16 protein-coding genes, 5 tRNA genes and 1 other RNA gene are annotated in these 18,547 nt (G+C 40.4%); 6 read left to right on the top strand and 16 right to left on the bottom strand.

Annotation, left to right across the window (positions count from 1 at the left end; all coding sequences use genetic code 11):
• Window positions 1-24: 24 nt before the first annotated feature.
• From rplJ to rpsU, 15 genes are all read right to left on the bottom strand, one after another.
• On the bottom strand, window positions 25-609 hold the full coding sequence (gene rplJ, locus H1R16_RS05785) for a 50S ribosomal protein L10 (RefSeq protein WP_181887977.1): 585 nt from the start codon (window positions 607-609) through the stop codon (window positions 25-27).
• A 13-nt stretch (window positions 610-622) separates the two neighbouring features.
• On the bottom strand, window positions 623-1,315 hold the full coding sequence (gene rplA / locus H1R16_RS05780; RefSeq protein WP_181887976.1) for a 50S ribosomal protein L1: 693 nt from the start codon (window positions 1,313-1,315) through the stop codon (window positions 623-625).
• Window positions 1,316-1,327: 12 nt separating this feature from the next.
• Window positions 1,328-1,771: a 50S ribosomal protein L11 gene (gene rplK, locus H1R16_RS05775; RefSeq protein WP_181887975.1), complete on the bottom strand. Its 444-nt coding sequence runs from the start codon at window positions 1,769-1,771 to the stop codon at window positions 1,328-1,330.
• 228 nt (window positions 1,772-1,999) lie between these two features.
• Window positions 2,000-3,178 carry a hypothetical protein gene (locus H1R16_RS05770; RefSeq protein WP_181887974.1) on the bottom strand — a complete coding sequence of 393 codons (1,179 nt, stop codon included), beginning with the start codon at window positions 3,176-3,178 and terminating at the stop codon, window positions 2,000-2,002.
• Window positions 3,179-3,254: 76 nt separating this feature from the next.
• Entirely contained in the window at window positions 3,255-3,797 is a 543-nt protein-coding gene (nusG, locus tag H1R16_RS05765) for a transcription termination/antitermination protein NusG (RefSeq protein WP_158064893.1), read from the bottom strand.
• A gap of 20 nt (window positions 3,798-3,817) precedes the next feature.
• Window positions 3,818-4,021 carry a preprotein translocase subunit SecE gene (gene secE / locus H1R16_RS05760; RefSeq protein WP_181887973.1) on the bottom strand — a complete coding sequence of 68 codons (204 nt, stop codon included), beginning with the start codon at window positions 4,019-4,021 and terminating at the stop codon, window positions 3,818-3,820.
• Window positions 4,022-4,034: 13 nt separating this feature from the next.
• Window positions 4,035-4,105: transfer RNA gene (locus H1R16_RS05755), tRNA-Trp, on the bottom strand.
• A 53-nt stretch (window positions 4,106-4,158) separates the two neighbouring features.
• The gene (gene tuf / locus H1R16_RS05750) at window positions 4,159-5,346 is read right to left on the bottom strand and encodes an elongation factor Tu (protein ID WP_181887972.1); all 1,188 of its coding nucleotides are present in this window, start codon (window positions 5,344-5,346) and stop codon (window positions 4,159-4,161) included.
• A gap of 311 nt (window positions 5,347-5,657) precedes the next feature.
• Window positions 5,658-5,729, bottom strand: a tRNA-Thr gene (locus H1R16_RS05745).
• A gap of 104 nt (window positions 5,730-5,833) precedes the next feature.
• A tRNA-Gly gene (locus H1R16_RS05740) sits at window positions 5,834-5,906 on the bottom strand.
• Window positions 5,907-5,990: 84 nt separating this feature from the next.
• A tRNA-Tyr gene (locus H1R16_RS05735) sits at window positions 5,991-6,073 on the bottom strand.
• Between the two features lie 18 nt (window positions 6,074-6,091).
• Window positions 6,092-6,165, bottom strand: a tRNA-Thr gene (locus H1R16_RS05730).
• A 100-nt stretch (window positions 6,166-6,265) separates the two neighbouring features.
• On the bottom strand, window positions 6,266-6,559 hold the full coding sequence (hpf, locus tag H1R16_RS05725) for a ribosome hibernation-promoting factor, HPF/YfiA family (protein ID WP_181887971.1): 294 nt from the start codon (window positions 6,557-6,559) through the stop codon (window positions 6,266-6,268).
• 38 nt (window positions 6,560-6,597) lie between these two features.
• Entirely contained in the window at window positions 6,598-7,476 is an 879-nt protein-coding gene (locus H1R16_RS05720) for a tyrosine-type recombinase/integrase (RefSeq protein ID WP_181887970.1), read from the bottom strand.
• A 77-nt stretch (window positions 7,477-7,553) separates the two neighbouring features.
• Window positions 7,554-7,751: a 30S ribosomal protein S21 gene (gene rpsU / locus H1R16_RS05715; RefSeq protein ID WP_158064888.1), complete on the bottom strand. Its 198-nt coding sequence runs from the start codon at window positions 7,749-7,751 to the stop codon at window positions 7,554-7,556.
• A gap of 217 nt (window positions 7,752-7,968) precedes the next feature.
• Here rpsU and H1R16_RS05710 point away from each other — a divergent pair, with 217 nt between their 5' ends.
• The 5 genes from H1R16_RS05710 (at window position 7,969) to H1R16_RS05690 (ending at window position 17,097) form a co-directional block, all read left to right on the top strand.
• Entirely contained in the window at window positions 7,969-12,351 is a 4,383-nt protein-coding gene (locus H1R16_RS05710; RefSeq protein WP_181887969.1) for a choice-of-anchor L domain-containing protein, read from the top strand.
• Window positions 12,352-12,448: 97 nt separating this feature from the next.
• Window positions 12,449-12,846, top strand: a transfer-messenger RNA (tmRNA) gene (gene ssrA, locus H1R16_RS05705).
• Between the two features lie 236 nt (window positions 12,847-13,082).
• Window positions 13,083-14,675 (top strand): HD domain-containing protein, encoded by a 1,593-nt coding sequence (locus H1R16_RS05700; RefSeq protein ID WP_181887968.1) that lies wholly within the window; start codon window positions 13,083-13,085, stop codon window positions 14,673-14,675.
• Between the two features lie 320 nt (window positions 14,676-14,995).
• The gene (locus H1R16_RS05695; RefSeq protein ID WP_181887967.1) at window positions 14,996-16,771 is read left to right on the top strand and encodes an ATP-dependent nuclease; all 1,776 of its coding nucleotides are present in this window, start codon (window positions 14,996-14,998) and stop codon (window positions 16,769-16,771) included.
• Window positions 16,772-16,881: 110 nt separating this feature from the next.
• Window positions 16,882-17,097, top strand: coding sequence for a hypothetical protein (locus H1R16_RS05690; RefSeq protein ID WP_181887966.1), 216 nt, complete (start codon window positions 16,882-16,884; stop codon window positions 17,095-17,097).
• Window positions 17,098-17,158: 61 nt separating this feature from the next.
• Here the strand turns inward: H1R16_RS05690 and H1R16_RS05685 are convergent, their stop codons facing one another.
• On the bottom strand, window positions 17,159-17,791 hold the full coding sequence (locus H1R16_RS05685; protein ID WP_181887965.1) for an SOS response-associated peptidase family protein: 633 nt from the start codon (window positions 17,789-17,791) through the stop codon (window positions 17,159-17,161).
• 168 nt (window positions 17,792-17,959) lie between these two features.
• Here H1R16_RS05685 and H1R16_RS05680 point away from each other — a divergent pair, with 168 nt between their 5' ends.
• Complete coding sequence (locus tag H1R16_RS05680; protein ID WP_181887964.1) at window positions 17,960-18,505, top strand: hypothetical protein; 546 nt, start codon at window positions 17,960-17,962, stop codon at window positions 18,503-18,505.
• The last annotated feature ends 42 nt before the right edge of the window (window positions 18,506-18,547 follow it).

Genomic DNA, 18,547 nt, shown 5'->3' with positions numbered 1-18,547 from the left:
CGATTATGTTGTTTTGAGTGTGTATTATTCAGCAGCAGGAGCCTCAGTTCCTTCTGCAGCTTCCGGAGCAGCAGCTGCTTCAGCAGCAGGAGCTTCGTCAGCAGGAGTTTCTTCAGCAGCAGCATCAGCACCTTCAGCTTTGTTCTGTAATGCAGAAACAAGTCTTTGAATTGGTGACTGAAGCAATCCGATGATTTCTCCAAGCATTTCTTCTTTGGATTTGATGTTCGCCAGGTTTTCCAGGTTTTCATCACCTACATAAACAGTTTCCTGTACGTAAGCAGACTTAAGAGCAGGAGTTGCTTCTTTTTTTCTGAAATCCTTGATCAGCTTTGCAGGTGCATTAGCTGTTTCGGCTACCATAAGAGCGGAGTTTCCTTTGAATGTAGGGAACATTTCAGAGAAATCCACTTCCATTGATTCCATCGCTTTTTGTAGAAGTGTATTTTTCACCACTTTTACGCTGATGTTGTTCTTAAATGCCTGTCTTCTAAAATCTGACGACTTTGCAGCATTCAAGCCTTCAAGATCTGCTACATAAACCACTTTCGCGTCCTGCAGAAGGTCTTTTATTTCTTGTATTACTAATACTTTATCTTCTTTAGTCATTGTATTTCAGAATTTAGTTTACAGATTTAGTATCAATTGCGATCCCGGGGCTCATTGTGGAAGACATATAAATGCTTTTCACATAAACACCTTTTGCTGCTGTAGGCTTAAGTTTCATAAGCGTCTGAAGAAGCTCAACCGCATTTTCCTTAATCTTTGCAGGTTCAAAAGATACTTTTCCGATGGCTGCATGGATGATACCATACTTGTCCACCTTGAAATCAATTTTACCGGCTTTAACCTCTGCTACCGCTTTGGCAACGTCCATTGTTACAGTACCGGACTTAGGGTTTGGCATAAGACCTCTTGGTCCTAAAACTCTACCCAATGGTCCCAGTTTACCCATAACAGACGGCATAGTTACAATAACGTCTACGTCAGTCCAGCCTTCCTTAATTTTCTGTAAATATTCGTCAAGACCTACATAATCTGCACCAGCTTCTTTCGCTTCAGCTTCTTTGTCCGGAGTTACAAGAGCAAGAACTTTAACATCCTTACCGGTACCGTGTGGAAGGGATACTACACCTCTTACCATTTGGTTTGCTTTTCTTGGGTCTACTCCTAAACGAACAGCGATATCAACAGATGCATCGAATTTTGCAGTATTTACTTCCTTTACCAAAGCAGATGCTTCTTCCAGGTTGTAGATTTTATTCTTTTCAACTTTGCTAAACGCTTCCTTTTGTTTTTTAGTCAATTTTGCCATTTTCAGTACGTATTAAGCGTTTGTTGGTTTCTGTCCTGTTACTCTTAAGCCCATAGACCTTGCAGTTCCTGCTACCATTGTAAGTGCAGAATCCATTGTGAAACAGTTAAGATCTGCCATTTTATCTTCAGCGATTTTCTGTACCTGAGCCCAGGTTACGGAACCAACTTTGTTACGGTTAGGTTCTCCGGATCCTGATTTTACCTTTGCTGCGTCCATTAGCTGGATTGCTGCTGGTGGAGTTTTAATTACGAATTCAAAAGATTTATCTTCGAATACTGTAATTACTACAGGCAAAACCTGTCCCGGCTTATCCTGAGTTCTACCGTTGAACTGCTTACAAAACTCCATGATGTTCACACCTGCAGAACCCAATGCTGGACCTACTGGTGGAGACGGGTTAGCTGCGCCACCCTTCACCTGAAGCTTTACCATTTTAAAGACTTTTTTAGCCATTTTTTCTTTTTAAATAAATTAGTAATTTATGAATGTGGAAGCATTTATAAATCTGCAAAGCAGCTGTCTCACAAAACTACTTTGCATTTCGGACTGCAAAATTAAGAATTAATTTTAATACCACAAGCGTAAACCGTTGATTTTAAGAAAGAATTTCTTATCCTTTAAATTCTGTACAACGTAAGCGTGGATATTCCAGCCGACCTTGCATTCCGCTGAAAGATTTCCCTAGAATACGTTGTATTTTAGCGAAAGTCCTACATCCGTTGTTTTTATGTCGGTAAAGTAGCTTGTAGAGCTGGAACGGTAGGGTGCGTACACCAATTCACCCATCAGTCTTTTATAGCGGTAACCTACACCAAATAAAAATGATGTTGCGGATCCGGATTTCAACTCACGTTCCTGAGAATTTACGCTTATAGTTCCTTCGAAGTCTGTTTTAATCTGATAAGCCAGTGTTACAAAAAGTGAGCTGGAATCAGTAAAGTAATTATAATAGCGGAAACCTACAGGAATCTCCAGTGTAGAAGTGGAAAGCTGGATGGTTTGCGTGTGTGGCGAAACATCGTATACCCTCACATATTCGTTTTCATACTGAAAGTATTTTGGGGCTGCGGTTACGGAGAAGGACTGTTTGTTAAAGGGTAGGAAATATTCCAGTTCAATTCCAAATTTTGGAACCAGTTTAGACTCCATTTTAATATTATCCAGATAGTATATCGGGCTGTTAAATGAGGTTTGCAACATATGAGCCTCTGCAACGATGTTGACTGCAAATTTAGATTTTCCCACCCCTGAAGATTTCACCCGGTTGCAGTCATTGTTATAGGTGTCAAACAGTTGCTGCAGTGAAGTTGTGCTGTATTGCGCGGCGTTGTAATTGGTTCCCGGGCAGTTCAGTAATCTGGCAAGTTGCTGTCTGTATGTATTTACCGTTTGAAGATCATTCTTATCATTGTAATACCTGCGGTACAGTAACTGTGTAGGCTGTTCACCGGGAGCAGCATAGAAATATTTTGGTGTGCCTTTATAGTAGGAGTAAAGGTTAAGTTTACCTGTTGACAACTGTCTTAGAAAAACGGTTTGTTTCTGTGGGCTGAAGTCGGGATTATTATCAATTTTACCCAGGTCTATTGCGTAGTTGCTGATATCCAGGGTGAATTTGCGGAATACGGTACCATCCTCAAAACCGAACTCCTGAACCTCATTCAGACCCAGGCTGTATTCTTTGGATGCTTCCGAATCCTTAAGCTGAATATTAGAAGGATTCTCGAGCCAGTCACCGTTACGAATCAGTACATCTTTTCTGTTACCAGACTGGTCTATAAGGTAGGCGTTTTCAAATTTAATCTGTGCAATCACAAGCTGTGCGGTGATCATAAAGCAGAGAAAATAGATTTTTTTCATCAATTATTTATTTTTGTCAAATATAAAAAAAAACCGTTCTGTATGAACGGTTTAATATCTTTTTAAAAACAGTGTCTTACACCTTCTCCACCTGAAGGAAACTAAGTTCCATTGGAGTTTTACGGCCGAAGATAAGTACGGAAACTTCGAGTTTCTTTTTATCCTCCAGAATTTTTTCAACTGTACCGTTAAATCCGTTGAACGGTCCTTCGATAATCTTGATATTCTCGCCCACTACATATGGAATTTCCAGCTCGGTAGCGAATTCAGAAAGTTCGTCCATACGGCCCAGCATCCTGTTCACTTCAGATTTCCTCATGGGTACAGGATCACCACCTTTTGTAAGACTCAGGAATGAAATCACGCCTGGGATATTCTTAATGATGTGCGGAATCTCACCGATTAAGTTGGCTTCCACCATCAGATAGCCCGGATAGTAAGGTCTTTCTTTAGGAACTTTCTTACCGTTTCTCATCACGATAACTTTTTCCATAGGAATAACTACCTGAGTAACGTACTGTTCGAAGCCATGATGCTTCATTTCGTTCTCAATATAGTTTTTAACCTTATTTTCCTGACCGCTGATAGACTTCAGCACGTACCATTTCAAATCACTCATTTCCCGGGGAAATTATTTTTTTAGATGAATAGACCTGAAAGCAAGTCGATGATATTTTTGATGGCTTTAGAAAAAAGCTCATCCACACCAAATACAAAAATTGCAAGTATTATGGTAGCAACAGTAATAACAATTGTAGAAGACTGAAGCTCCGGCCATTTTGGCCATTCCACTTTATCTTTAAACTCGTGATAAGAACCTTTTATAAAATTGGCTACGCTCATTTCTAAAATTTAGCACGGGCACAAGGATTCGAACCCTGATCAACGGTTTTGGAGACCGGTATCCTACCATTGGACGATGCCCGTAGATTAAAAAGTTCCGCAAGTTTCCTTGCGGAACTTTATGATTTAGTGGATTATTAATCCAGGATTTCAGTTACCTGTCCTGCACCAACTGTTCTACCACCTTCTCTGATCGCAAATCTAAGACCTACGTTAAGAGCGATTGGCTGAAGCAATTCTACAGTAATAGTGATGTTATCACCTGGCATTACCATTTCTACTCCTTCTGGCAGGAAGATCTCACCTGTAACGTCTGTAGTTCTTACGTAGAACTGTGGACGGTATTTGTTGTGGAATGGAGTGTGACGTCCACCTTCTTCTTTAGAAAGGATATAAACCTCTGCTTTGAATTTTTTGTGTGGCTTAACAGAACCTGCTTTAGCGATTACCATACCTCTTTTGATATCGGTTTTTTCAATACCTCTAAGAAGGATACCTACGTTATCACCAGCTTCACCTCTGTCCAGGATCTTACGGAACATCTCAACACCTGTTACAGTAGAAGTCAGTTTCTCATCACCCATACCTACGATATCTACACCGTCACCAGTGTTAATGATACCTGATTCAATTCTACCGGTTGCTACAGTACCTCTACCAGTAATGGAGAATACGTCTTCAATTGGCATAAGGAATGGCTTATCCTGATCTCTTACAGGAAGTTCAATCCAAGTATCAACAGCAGCCATCAGTTCTTCTACAGTTGCAACCCATTTTGGCTCACCGTTAAGTGCACCAAGAGCAGAACCCTGTACTACTGGAGAGTTATCTCCGTCATAGTCGTAAGAAGAAAGAAGGTCTCTTAGTTCAAGTTCAACAAGTTCAAGAAGCTCAGCATCATCAACCATATCCACTTTGTTCATGAAAACAACAACTCTAGGTACGTTTACCTGACGGCAAAGTAGGATGTGCTCTCTTGTTTGTGGCATTGGTCCGTCTGTAGCAGCACATACCAAAATAGCACCGTCCATCTGGGCAGCACCAGTTACCATGTTCTTTACATAATCCGCGTGACCTGGGCAGTCTACGTGAGCGTAGTGTCTGCTTTCAGTTTCGTACTCGATGTGTGAAGTGTTGATAGTAATACCTCTTTCTTTTTCTTCCGGAGCGGAGTCAATAGAAGAGAAGTCTCTAGCTTCACCAAATCCTTTATCGGATAATACTTTAGAAATTGCTGCAGTTAAAGTAGTCTTACCATGGTCAACGTGACCGATGGTACCAATGTTTAAGTGCGGTTTGTTACGATTAAACGTTTCCTTTGCCATGATTTAAATATTTATTTATTAACTTTTTAAAATTTCAGTGCGCAAATATAGTGATTTTTTGAAAATCAAAACCTTTTTGCAATAAAAAAAAGTTTTAAGATTCAAATCCAGGCATTTGCCACAAGTGGACATTAAATTCTAGGACTGCAAATTTAAATAAAATTATCCGTTCCGGAAAATGAGTGAATTAAAAATTGCTCCGTTACAGAATCGTCGCATGTGTAATATGCCGCGAAGGCTCCTGCGGATAGGCGGGCATCGTAACGGATAATAAAAAAAAATCTCCCGTTTCTGAGAGATTTATTTTATAGAGCCAACGATGAGATTTGAACTCACGACCTCTTCCTTACCAAGGAAACGCTCTACCCCTGAGCTACGTCGGCAATTTTTTTTTCCTTGCCAAGGAAACGTCTCGTCTGCCGAACGAGACTACGTTGGCGAAGACTTAAAAAAAAATCACAAGCCGTAATTTGGTTGTGATTTTTAGAGCGGAAGACGAGGGTCGAACTCGCGACATTCAGCTTGGAAGGCTGACGCTCTACCAACTGAGCTACTTCCGCATTTGTGTTTAACAAATAGTGTTGGTAAACGGTTTGCAAATTTAATGTTAAATTTTAAAAGTGCAATATTTTTTTTATAAAATGTGGGGAGAGCAGGATTCGAACCTGCGAAGTCGTAAGACAGCAGAGTTACAGTCTGATCCATTTGGCCACTCTGGAATCTCCCCAATTTTACAAAAATAATGAGCCTCCAGAGGGACTCGAACCCACGACCTGCTGATTACAAATCAGCTGCTCTAGCCAACTGAGCTATGGAGGCAAATAGATTTCAAAAGAACGCTTATCTCTTTTTGCGAGTGCAAATATAAGGTAGATTTTTTGAAACCTACAAGTAAAAGTTTAAAAACTTTTAAGAAAATTTAAGAGGCTAATTCTTTTTTCTTGATTAGCAGCTTTTTAGCTACTTCAGCACATTGGTCTAAACTTTCCTCAAAACTGGAAGTTGTCTTCTTTACCACGATATCATCGCCCGGAACGCCCAGAATAATCTCCACGGTCTTGTTTTCTTTATCGGATTTATTTTCCACTTTCAGGAAAACATTGGTCTCAATAATTTTGTCATAATAGTTCTCCAGTTTATTCAGTTTCTTTTCAATATGGTCTTCAAGCGGTGCGTGTGGGGTCAGTCCTATAGACTGTACTGAAATTTTCATAATAATACTTTTTTAAAATTATACATCTGAACTTGCGTTCACTCTTTCTTTGTCGCTCGCGGGTGTGCGCTGTTGAATACTTTTTTAAGCTGTTCTATATTAGCCTGCGTGTACACCTGTGTAGAAGCCAGTGAAGAATGGCCAAGCAGTTTCTTCACCTTTGAGATTTCCGCGCCGTTGTCCAGTATATGCGTTGCAAAACTGTGCCTCAGGATGTGCGGACTCTTTTTCTTCTTAGCAGTTACCATACCAAGGTATCTATTAACCGTTGAATATACAAACTTTTCGCCCAGTTTTTTGCCCTTGTGATTTACGAAAAAGTATATCTGGTTTGGAATCAGTGGTTTCTTGGATTCGCGGTACTTCTGCATTTTTCCGGCCAGGTCCGGCGATATGGGAATCAGTCTTACCTTATTGCCTTTTCCCGTTATGCGGAGCTCACAAGTTTCCAGGTTGGCATCTTCCTCCAGTAAATTGCAAAGTTCAGCCTTCCGCATTCCGGTCTGGTACAGCGTTTCGATAATGAGTTGGGACAGGGCGTCCGGTGGTTCCAGTGCGAGCTTATGAAAATTTTCCATTTCTTCCTGCGACAGGGGAATCTGTTTTTCAGGATAGAATTTTAGGGAAGGTATGCTTTCCGTAGGGGAGATCTTGATCTCGTCAATCTTAAGCAGAAACAGGAAAAATGAACGTAAAGTAGACAGCTTCCGGTTAATGCTGCGTTTGGAAATTCCGCTTTCGCTAAGGCTGACCATGAAATTCCGGATCACTTTTTTATCTGCTTTCCAGGATTCGCCTCCTCCTTCTGTACGCAGGAAAAATTCCTGAAAATCCGAAAGATCTTTGCTGTAGCTTGTAAGCGTATTTGGTGAATACCGTTTTTCGAGCTTAATGTGTTCCAGGAATTTATTGATCATGCTGATGTTAAAACAAAAAAATCACCTTCCAAATATAACTGTTTGGAAAGTGATTTAGTATTTTGAAGTAAAAAAAATTAAGCCTGATCTTCTTTGCTGGCCTCTCTTTGCTTGTAGGCAGCTTTAAGTTTAGATTGTCTTAGTGTTACAGAAGGCTTAATAAACTGTTGTCTGCTTCTTAAAGCTCTAACAACACCTGTTTTATCAAATTTTCTTTTGTATTTCTTAAGTGCTCTGTCGATAGACTCGCCGTCTTTTACTGGGATAATTAACATAATTTACATCTCATTTTGGATTGCAAAAATAGAAATATTTTTATTACTGGCAAACTTAAAGCATCTTAAAAACATTATTTTAAAATTAATTACTAATTTTATGCACTATAATGGTAGCTTTTTAATGGCGTTTCAACAATGTGTTACTGTTGTATATTGTTGAACAGCAGGCGGCCTGCTGCCACTTATTTAAGCACATCCCTCAGAAAATTAAATTATGAAAAAGTTATTTCTCCTATATGTCCTGTTAATAAGCACATCTGCATTTGCCCAAAGTTCCAGGCAGGGCAGTATTCCGGCCTCTCCCACGGCCAAGAGTATGCTGGCGGGTTCCTTTATTGATGTGAACACTCCTGCGTATCCTCAAAGTTCGTTTTCAGTTCAGCAGCTTATAGAAAATGTGTTGATCAGTGGCGGTGCAAACTGTGCAGCCAGCGTAACCAATGTGGTGGTTTCTCCTAACCTTGGTCCGTCAAGCCCATCGCGGTCCTGGGGTTATTTTAACAAAGGTACAACCGCATTTCCATTTAATGAAGGCCTTGTCCTGATGACCGGTCAGGCCAGCCAGGCGGGTAATTCCTTTATTCCGGGTAACCTAAGCGGAACATTGAACACCCTGGGAGATCCGGATCTGGCTGCAGCCATTGGAGTACCTAACAGTAATCTCAGGGATGCTACTTTTATCCAGTTTGACTTTGTACCCGTTACCAGCGAAATCACCTTTAACTATATTTTTGCCTCCGAAGAGTATTCCGGAGGATTTGCCTGTAATTACACGGACGGATTTGCGCTGTTGCTTAAGAAAGTTACTGATCCTACCTATACCAATATGGCGGTCCTGCCGGGTGGTGGCGGACCGGTGAGCGTTACCAACATTCATCCCTATGTTTCAGCCGCCTGTCCTGCTATAAATCAGCAGTATTATGCCGGAAACAACACTGCAAATATTGAGACCAATTTTGCCGGCCGGACCATTCCGCTTACTGCTACCGCACCCGTGGTTCCGGGGCAAACCTACCGTTTTAAAATGGTGCTCGCAGATTATAACGATACTGAATATGATACCGGTGTGTTTTTCCAGGCTGGTTCATTTAACATAGGTGTACAGCTTACCGACCCCTCCGGTAATCCTTTGCCGGCGAACATGAGCATCTGCGCAGGTTCCTCTCAGATTTTGAATGCAACTGTGCCTGTGGCGGGAGCTACTTACCAGTGGTATCTCAACGGGGGCCCCATTTCCGGTGCAACAGCAAGTTCCTATACTGCGACCCAAGCGGGTGTGTACTCCGTGCAGGTCCTGGTTCCCGGTTCTACCTGTCCCGGTTCTGCAGAGATTACCATTACCAATCTTCCTCTGCCACAGGCACTGGATGCGGCTCTAAGCGTGTGTTCAGCCACGGCCAACGGTATCTTCAACCTGACACTGGCGCAGCCCAGTATCAGCACAACACCCGGCGTTACCTTCCGGTACTATCTTTCGCTTGCAGACGCTACTGCAGGAAACACAAATACTATTGCCAATCCCGCCGCACACACCTCCGCCGGAGGAACAGTTTATGTGAGAGTTACCGGCGCGCAGTGCAGCGATATTGCCGAACTTACCTTAGCGGTAAATCCTACACCGGCACCACCGGTCATCACGGCATCGTCTACTTTTCTTTGCGGATCGGCGGGTGTTACCCTGACTTCAAGTTATGCAACAGGAAATACATGGTCTACCGGAGCCACAACACAATCCATAACAGTAACTACTCCCGGAACTTATACCGTGACCCAAAATTCAGGAGCTTGCACAAGTGCTCCGGCTTCGGTTGTAATTACGGCGGCAACCAATCCTAATGTGCAGATCACCGGAAATCTGGCCTTTTGTCAGGGCGGATCAACTACCCTTACAGCTACAGTTAGCGGAACCGGAAATACTTTTCTGTGGTCTACCGGCGCTGCCACACCAACTGTCACTGTTTCCACCGGCGGAACGTACACCGTGACTGTAACCACCGCTCAAAACTGCCAGTACACGCAGTCTGTGACCGTGCAGGCTGATACGCCTCCCATAGCTCAGGGCTCAAGTCTGAGCATCTGTTCACCGGCTGCTACAGGTACTTTTGATCTTACGTCGGCTCAGCCAAGTATAAGCACTACGCCTGGTGTTACCTTTGCTTATTATGTAAATCAGGCCGACGCTAATGCAGGAAATGCAAATACCATCGGTGCGCCCGCAACGTTTGTATCCGGCACAGCTACTGTTTATGTACGCGTAACCAGCGGAACCTGTGCCGTTGTAGTACCGCTTCAGCTTACAGTAAGCCAGACGGTCGTACCTACGATTACTGCCTCTTCCACGGTTATTTGCGGTACAGGAAGCGTAACCCTTACTTCCAATTTTGCCACCGGAAATACCTGGTCCACGGGAGCAACTACTCAATCGATTACGGTTACCACACCAGGCACTTATACACTCACCAATACTTCCGGTAGCTGTACCGGTTCACCTGCCTCCGTAACCATAACCGGAAATGCAGACCCAAATGTACAAATCACCGGGAATACGGCCTTCTGTGCGGGAAGTTCTACCACATTAACAGCTACTGCTACTGGAACCGGAAATACTTTCCTGTGGTCCAACGGTGCTGCTACCGCGGCAACTACTGTAAACACAGCCGGAACCTATACAGTTACAGTGACTACACCGGGCAACTGTCAGTTTACCCAGTCGGTCACAGTAACGCAGAATCCTGTGCCTGTAGCTCAAAATGCTGCCCTGAGCACCTGTTCACCAACAAATACATTCACCTTCGACCTTACTTCTGCCCAGCCGGCGATGAGTACTCAGACAGGTGTAACGTTTACCTATTATACCAATGTGGCCGATGCTAACGCGGGCAATACAAACAATATTACTACACCTGCTACTTACAACTCAGGAACAGCTACAATTTTTGTTCGGGTGAGTAATGCGAACTGTGCTGTCGTGGTACAGCTTCAGCTTACGGTTACGGTTACACCGGCACCTGTAATTACACAATCAGCTCCGGCAATTTGCGGTACAACTCCGGTTACTCTAACTTCTAACTATACAACAGGTAATGTTTGGTCTACCGGCGCCACAACACAATCCATTACCGTAACCACCCCGGGAACTTATTCCCTTACCGTGGCAAACGGTGCCTGCGCCAGCCAGCCCGTTTCGGTAAACATTGTTCAGAATAATGATCCCAACGTACAGATCAGCGGAAACCTGTCTTTCTGCCCGGGCGGCAATACTACACTTACAGCAAACGTGACGGGTACCGGACATACGTTCCTGTGGTCCAATGGTTCTGCGGCACAATCAACGGTAGTGAACACGGCCGGAACTTATACAGTAACTGTTACCACTCCTGCGGGATGCCAGTACACTGCCACTGCGACAGTGACAACAGATGCACCTATTAATATCAACATCGCGCAGCCGGCGCAGATTACGTGTACCAATCCATCGATTACGCTTAATGCATCAGCCTCAACTTTCCAGGCGGGAGCTACGATCCTTTGGACGGCCACGGCCGGCGGAAACATTGTTTCAGGAGCCAATACTCTGAATCCTGTAGTTAACGAGGGCGGTAACTATACACTTACAATAACCAATAATTTCGGCAATAACTGCAGCCAGCAGCAAACGGTGACGGTGGTGGAGAATAACCTTCCGCCGGTAATTACACTTACGGCTAACGATATGAATATCTGTGCAGGTGAATCTGTTACTTTAACAGCTTCCGGGGCGCAGGACTATACCTGGACAGGATTGCCGGGTGCGGGTAATACACAGGTAGTATCGCCGACGGTGACTACTACTTATACAGTTACCGGAATAGGTGCCAATGGCTGTCAGGGAACAGTTGCGAATATTACGATTACCGTGGTTCCCGCAATCATATCAGCACTGGAAGACGTTCAGTTCTGCGAAGGCTTGAGTGATGTGCTGGATGCCGGCGCCGGACCTAACTACACCTATCTGTGGAGCACGGGGGCAACAACGCAGACAATTACCGTGGATACTCCGGGAACCTATACGGTAACGATCAATAACGGTGTCTGTTCGCAAACCTTCAGCGCCAATGCCTCCTTTACTCCGCTCGTAGAGGTGAAAGAAATTGTATACGAAAATAATACGCTTACGGTTATTGTTGACGATCCAAGTCCAAATCTGGAGTTCTCCATCGATAATGGCCTTACATGGCAGTCGTCGAATATTTTTGCGAACATCCTCCGTAATACCACCTATTTTATCTCGGTGCGTTATAAGGACCAGACCTGCTTTGGAACTGTGGAATATCTTACTTTCTTCATCGGAAATGCCATAACACCGAATGGCGACGGCATCAATGATCATATTGATTTCACGGGTGTAAGTAAATATAAGAACTTCAGTGCCTCCATCCACGACAGATACGGTAAGGAAGTCTTCCGCGCAAGCTCCTCAAAAACCGTGTGGACAGGCAACTACACCACCTTTAAGGTAAGCACCGATACCTATTGGTACAAAGTAACCTGGACAGATCCTATTACCCAGAGACCCGTCCTGCGAACCGGATGGATACTGGTAAAGAACAGAGACTAAATCAATTTTATAAAGCCGCACGACGCGGCTTTTTTTTGTGCCGAAATGTCACTTTATGATTTTGGAATAAAATTTTCATATCTTTGCAGACTTATCTGGGGTTGACTGGTTTCGACAGCAAGATCAATGGGTAAGTAAGCATGCAGAGAACCGTAGCGCGATCTCTTTAATCCCTTGCTACACAATTTTAACTGGCGACCAAGAGTTTGCTCTTGCTGCTTAATCTGAATTATAGTAAGATTAGCGTTCTCCCGAAGACAGTAAGGAGGCAAGATATCCCACAGAAGTTCTGTTTCGCGACGTCTGAATCCGGGGTATAGCAATGCGGAAATAAGGCTTTGGAAGCTTCGGCCAAAGCACGAAAACTTTAGAAGCTAAGCTGTAAATTGGGTGTCTGTGCTCTGTTTGCAGTCGAAAATTAAATACAGAATAAGCATGTAGAAATCTTATGTGTTGCTTGTTTGGACGAGGGTTCGAATCCCTCCAACTCCACATTTTAAATAACTCACTGTGTTCAGTGGGTTATTTTTTTTGTGAGGTGATGGCTACTATATCAAGAAGGTATTGGGGTTATTAAAAATGCGCAGTATTATCAAGTATTTACAAAAAATAAGATTTTTATACTTGAATTACTGGGATTTATTAATGGCGAGTTTAATAGCCGGATGTAATGCTAATTGCTTATATTTGAGATTTAGCTCTAACAACAAACCGAATTCACATAATTACATATGAAAACAGGAAAAGTACTAGACCCAATTCATGGTTTAATCGAAATAACAGAGATTGAGGAATTCATAATTAATCAGAAAATATTTGGGCGATTAAGAAAAGTTAAGCAAAACACATTGTTAAATTATATTTTTCCAGGTGCTAATCATACTAGATTTGAACATTCAATTGGTGTCATGCATTTAGCAGAAAAAATTTTTAATAAATCAAATGAAAATGTTGAAACAACACATTTGAAAGGTCAAAAATATAATAGAAGTAAAGGGTATATCACAATAAAAGAGTTGGCAAAAGACAATGACCATTTTGAAACTAAACTTCAAGAACTCAGAATTGCCGCTTTACTTCATGATGTGGGTCATGGTCCTACGTCTCATAAGTTTGATTCGTTCACAATTACAGGCAAAGAACTACTTGCCTTTTTGGAAAAATCAATATATCATAAAAACTTTCTGTCAGAAATAAGAGAATATGTTTCTAAAAATCAGTTGCAGAATAGGAAAATAGAACATGAATTAGTTTCTTGTATTTTTATAATCAAAATCATTTATACATTAAAAGAGAATAAAAATTTTACTGATTTTTCACGCAAAATTATTGATGGAATCGAAGTGAAAAATATTCTTAAAATGATTGATCCTGAATTTTTGCCACAACACGAAATCGTACTTGGGGATAAAAATTGCACAAATTATTTTAATTCAATAATAGCTGGTTTTCCTTTTGATGCAGACCGAATGGATTATTTGTATCGTGATAGTTTTTATTCCGGTGTCAAATATGGCTTCTTTGATCAAAGTAGAATTTTGATGTCTCTATTACCTGTTGAACATGAAGGGAAAATAACGCTTGGAGTAAAAACTAGTGGTTTAGACTCAGTAATAAGATTTATTCAGTCTAGAAATCATTTGTATAATCAAGTTTATTTTCACAAAACAAACTCCGCAACAAACTCAATGTTGGATTTTGTTTTTAGACATATGTCCAATCAAAGTGTTTTTGAAAATGTAAGCTCATATGAAGAGTTTGAAGAATTTTATTTTAGAAATGGAGATGAGTACTTTTTGAATTCGACCATGAAATATAAACTTACGACCAATGGTTGTGACGTATGTAACGAGGGATGTGTAGAAAATGATGTGTTAGATGAGCTTCTAGAGAGAAATTTGTGGAAAAAGACTTTTGAATCAAGAATTAACATAAAGTTCAGTGATTCCGAATTGAGAAATGTAACAAACATTTCTGAGTTGGAGTATCAACTGAAGAAAAAAATAGAAACCAATTATTTTGACAGTTCAAAGCTTGAACAATTTAAAACACAATTAGAATGTGAGGATATCTACGTACAAGAAAATTATTCTTCCAACATTGGATTAAAAGGGGCCAGTAAATCGAAAATGGTTCTCATTGAAAAGGAAGACGGTAATAAAACCACAAATCTTTGGAATAAAATAAACGATGAAATGTTTTTTTTAAGTCAGACTAATGTTTTTATAAAAAGAATTTACGTAAGACGAACCTTTAAAAATGCTGAAGAATTTATTGAGATTGAAAAAAGAATAAAAGAATGTATGATAGAATTAGCCCTATAAATTTGAATACAACAATTCCAAGTCCTAGTAGTCTCAGAATTCTATGAAATAGCTGTTTTATTGTGCGTTCCTACTGAATTACATAAAAACATTAATTTGTGTTTTCCCACGTCTTATTTTGATAATTTGTGGCCTTAATTTTTACTTGTCATAATCGTGAAGATAAAAGTGATTCATGAAGTAATCCTAGAAAAGTTATATTATACCATACTTATTTTACTATAGTGAGATGACTTTAGGAAACAATTTTTATGGTTAAAATATACGAAATAATAAGAGCTGCTGATTACAGATGTACAAACTCATACTGATAAAAAAAGATGCTACATATAACCTCCATAAGATTTATCAACTATAAAAGTTTTAAGCAATTTTCACTCACCTTGTCCGATTTTAATATTTTAGTTGGACCAAATAATGCTGGGAAATCGACGGTAATTGGTTCCTTGAAAGTTCTTGCAGAAGGAATAAGAAAGGCAAAATCTAGGAAGCCGATATTGGTTTTAGATCCGAAAGGTAATCAAGTTTTAGGTTATGAGATTGACCTTTCCCAAGTGCCAGTTGCAACGGAAAATGTTTTTCACAATTATGACGACGCGCAACCCGCCCAAATAAGGTTTAGGCTTTCTGATGGTGCGTATTTGCAGGTGTATTTTACATCAAAAAGCACTTGTTACCTTAATTATGAATCGGATAAAAGAATAATTAGAAGCCCTAAAGAATTTCTTCAATTTGTAAACATTGACATTGGTTATGTTCCTATCTTAGGACCTGTCGAACATACTGAAAAATTATATCAAAAGGAGGCGGCTCGGCTTGCTTTATTAACGCATACCGCCTCGCGAAACTTTAGGAATATATGGTATCACTATCGCGAAGACTTTGATAAGTTTAGAGATTTAATAAGAACTACTTGGCCAGGTCTGGATATTTCGGAACCTGAACTGAATACTTCAGGCAAAGATACAACTGTCGATATGTTTTGTCCTGAAGACAGAATTCCCCGCGAAATCTATTGGGCAGGTTTTGGCTTTCAGGTTTGGTGTCAAATGCTCACATATATAATTAAGAACAAGGAAGTTTCTTTATTTTTAATTGATGAGCCCGATATCTATTTGCACTCTGATCTACAACGTCAACTGCTGGGAATTCTTAAAGCCCTCGGTCCAGACATTGTGATTGCAACTCATTCTACCGAGCTAATAAGTGAAGCGGACATAAATGACATTTTGCTAATAAATAAGTCAAATAATTCAGCTAAGAGGATTAAAGATCCATCTCAATTGAGAAATATTTTTCAAGTTCTAGGTTCAAATTTAAATCCGGTACTGACACAAATTGCCAAGACTAAGAAAGTGTTATTCGTTGAAGGAAAAGACTTTTTAATTTTTTCTAAAATAGCACGAACTCTAAAAATGGAACATGTTGCCAATAGAAGTGATTTTGCGGTAGTTCCAGTGGAAGGATTTAATCCTACAAGATTGCATGCGTTTAAAGATGGAATAGAAAAAACGATCGGAGCAAAGATAATTTCCGCTGTTATTTTTGATAAAGATTACAGGTCCATAGATGAAGTTAAATCTGAATACGAAGAGCTTTCTAAAGGGAATTTTTTTGCGCACATTCACTCGAGAAAGGAAATTGAAAATTTTTTATTGGTTCCTAAAGCAATTGAACGTGCTATCCAAAACAGAATTGATGAAGTTAACAAGCGAACGGGTAAGAGTTTGTATTTTAATGAAGATATAGAAACTTTTTTGAAAGCTTTATCAGATGAATTTAAAAATAAGACTCAGGCACAATTGCAGGCACATCGGTTTAAGTTTGAAAAAAGTATTAATCCTAAACATGATGAATCAACAATAATTGAAAAAATTCTTCACGAATTTGAAATTACTTGGAATTCTTTTGATCAAAGACTGACAGTCATTTCAGGAAAAGACTTTCTTTCAAGACTAAATGCCGTTCTCCAAGAAAAACTAAAGGTAACAATTACTTCTGCTAATATAATTAGTGCAATGACGGCTGACTTAATACCCGATGAAATGAAAGAAATCATTGAAAAGATAAACGGCCTACGGAGTGAGCAAATATAGCATCGTGAAAATTGATTTTGAGGAAGTAACTATCTATTAGTTTAAGTTGTTCGTTATTATTGGTGATTTTAAATGCGGTTTTTAATATCGTTCCAAATAACATTTTAGATATGGCAATTGCATTTTCCTTTGCACAGCTGATCCTAAAAATCATGAATTCAAACATTAGAGTGTTTGAAAAATCTGTGGTTATAGATCCATTTAAAAGAGATAAAATATTGAAGCTAAAAAAAATAACTATCAATATCCTCTTCCCGGCTGTAGTATACTTTTATCAACTCCTCTTACTATGGAATGCCGGATTACAAGACAGAATCCTGCAGTAAATTTTTGTAAATATAGATAAAAGGGGTACGCCAGCCTTGTTTCGTGGAGTTGGTCAAATTCCTAAAACAACGTCAGCGGCATTTTATCCGGTTCCAGATTGTCTGCTGTTAAGATCGGATCAAAAGCGGGGTAGGTGAAGTTTTCAATAGGTTCATCGTTCAGGAACCTGTTTGCCATTTCGATGTTCAGGCAGATGGGCATCCTGTGTTTGGAGTTGTGTATGGCCGTCATCAGTTCATTGGCCTGGGTGGTTACTACGCCAAATCCAATTTCGTTATTGTCCCAGACGTCAAAGAAACCCGCCAGATAGAAATGGCCGGCCTCTTTCCAGTACATCCTGTGCTTTACCTTCAGGGGCGTCTTTTTTCCGGGATTGCTTACATGCATCCAGTCATAAAAACCACTTACGGGAATTACACAGCGGTTACTGAGATAGTTTTTGTAGAGTGTATTCGCTTTTTCGGCGGTGAGGTTAATTCCGAGGGCCGGCCGGTCTTTGGGTATTTCCTTATTCAGTCCCCAGGTGGCGTGGGTAATCTTCCTGCCGTGATGGTCCAGAACCACCGGAAGGGCAGGCCGGTCGAAAGCATTGACCTCTTTCGCCGCGTAATACTTTTCTTCCGCTTCCTCAGCATTCAGCTCCTCTGAAATTTTTTCGATGGAAATCCCGAAATTATCGACTCTGTTGCACATAAGTTGGCTTTTATAGGGTCAAATATAGAGAATTGGGAGTTAATCAGTGCTCTTGCTGGCTTTCAATCCTATCAGCACGAATAAAATTCAATACTAAGGATTTCGCTGTTGTTTATTTATTATATTTACTACAGCACTGGAGTAAACTCCTTCAAATAAATTCCCGTAATGAATAATTTTAAACCACGGCCTGGCAGCAAACTTACTTCCGTTTTTATAGCTTTCTGTCTTTTGATATCAGGTATACTACAATCACAGATTTCAGAAGAGTACACCATTGTAAATACAAACAGCGGTAATGTGAAAATACCAGGACAGTGGCAGAAACTTAGTACGGAGGAGGACTCCGGTCAAACATTTTTTGTTAACTCTGAGAAGGTAATTTTTGCAGTTGCCCAAAATGCGAAGAAGGCATATCCTTTTTTTACTGTGGGTAAGAAAAACTTTGAATATGTAACGGAATTTTACACTTGGGATTCAGATTACATGATTAAGAATAACTTTAAAACCTCAAAAATAAAAGAGAATCCTAAGCAAGAATATATTATTTGGAAATATAATGCTGGTAAATTAGATAACCTCTTTTTGTTCGGCTCCAATAAAGAGGCTTTTTTAAATCTTCTTGTTTATACCGACAAGTGGAGTGAAAATGAAAAAATTCTTTTTCTTGAAAAGATCTATAAACTTAATAAGGACGACGTACCGGTAAAATAAACAGGCTCTTTCACTAGCGTTGATCTTATTTATTAAGAAAGT

It is taken from the genome of Marnyiella aurantia (genome assembly GCF_014041915.1).
Lineage (GTDB): Bacteria > Bacteroidota > Bacteroidia > Flavobacteriales > Weeksellaceae > Marnyiella > Marnyiella aurantia.
This window is presented reverse-complemented; position numbering and strand designations above follow the sequence as displayed.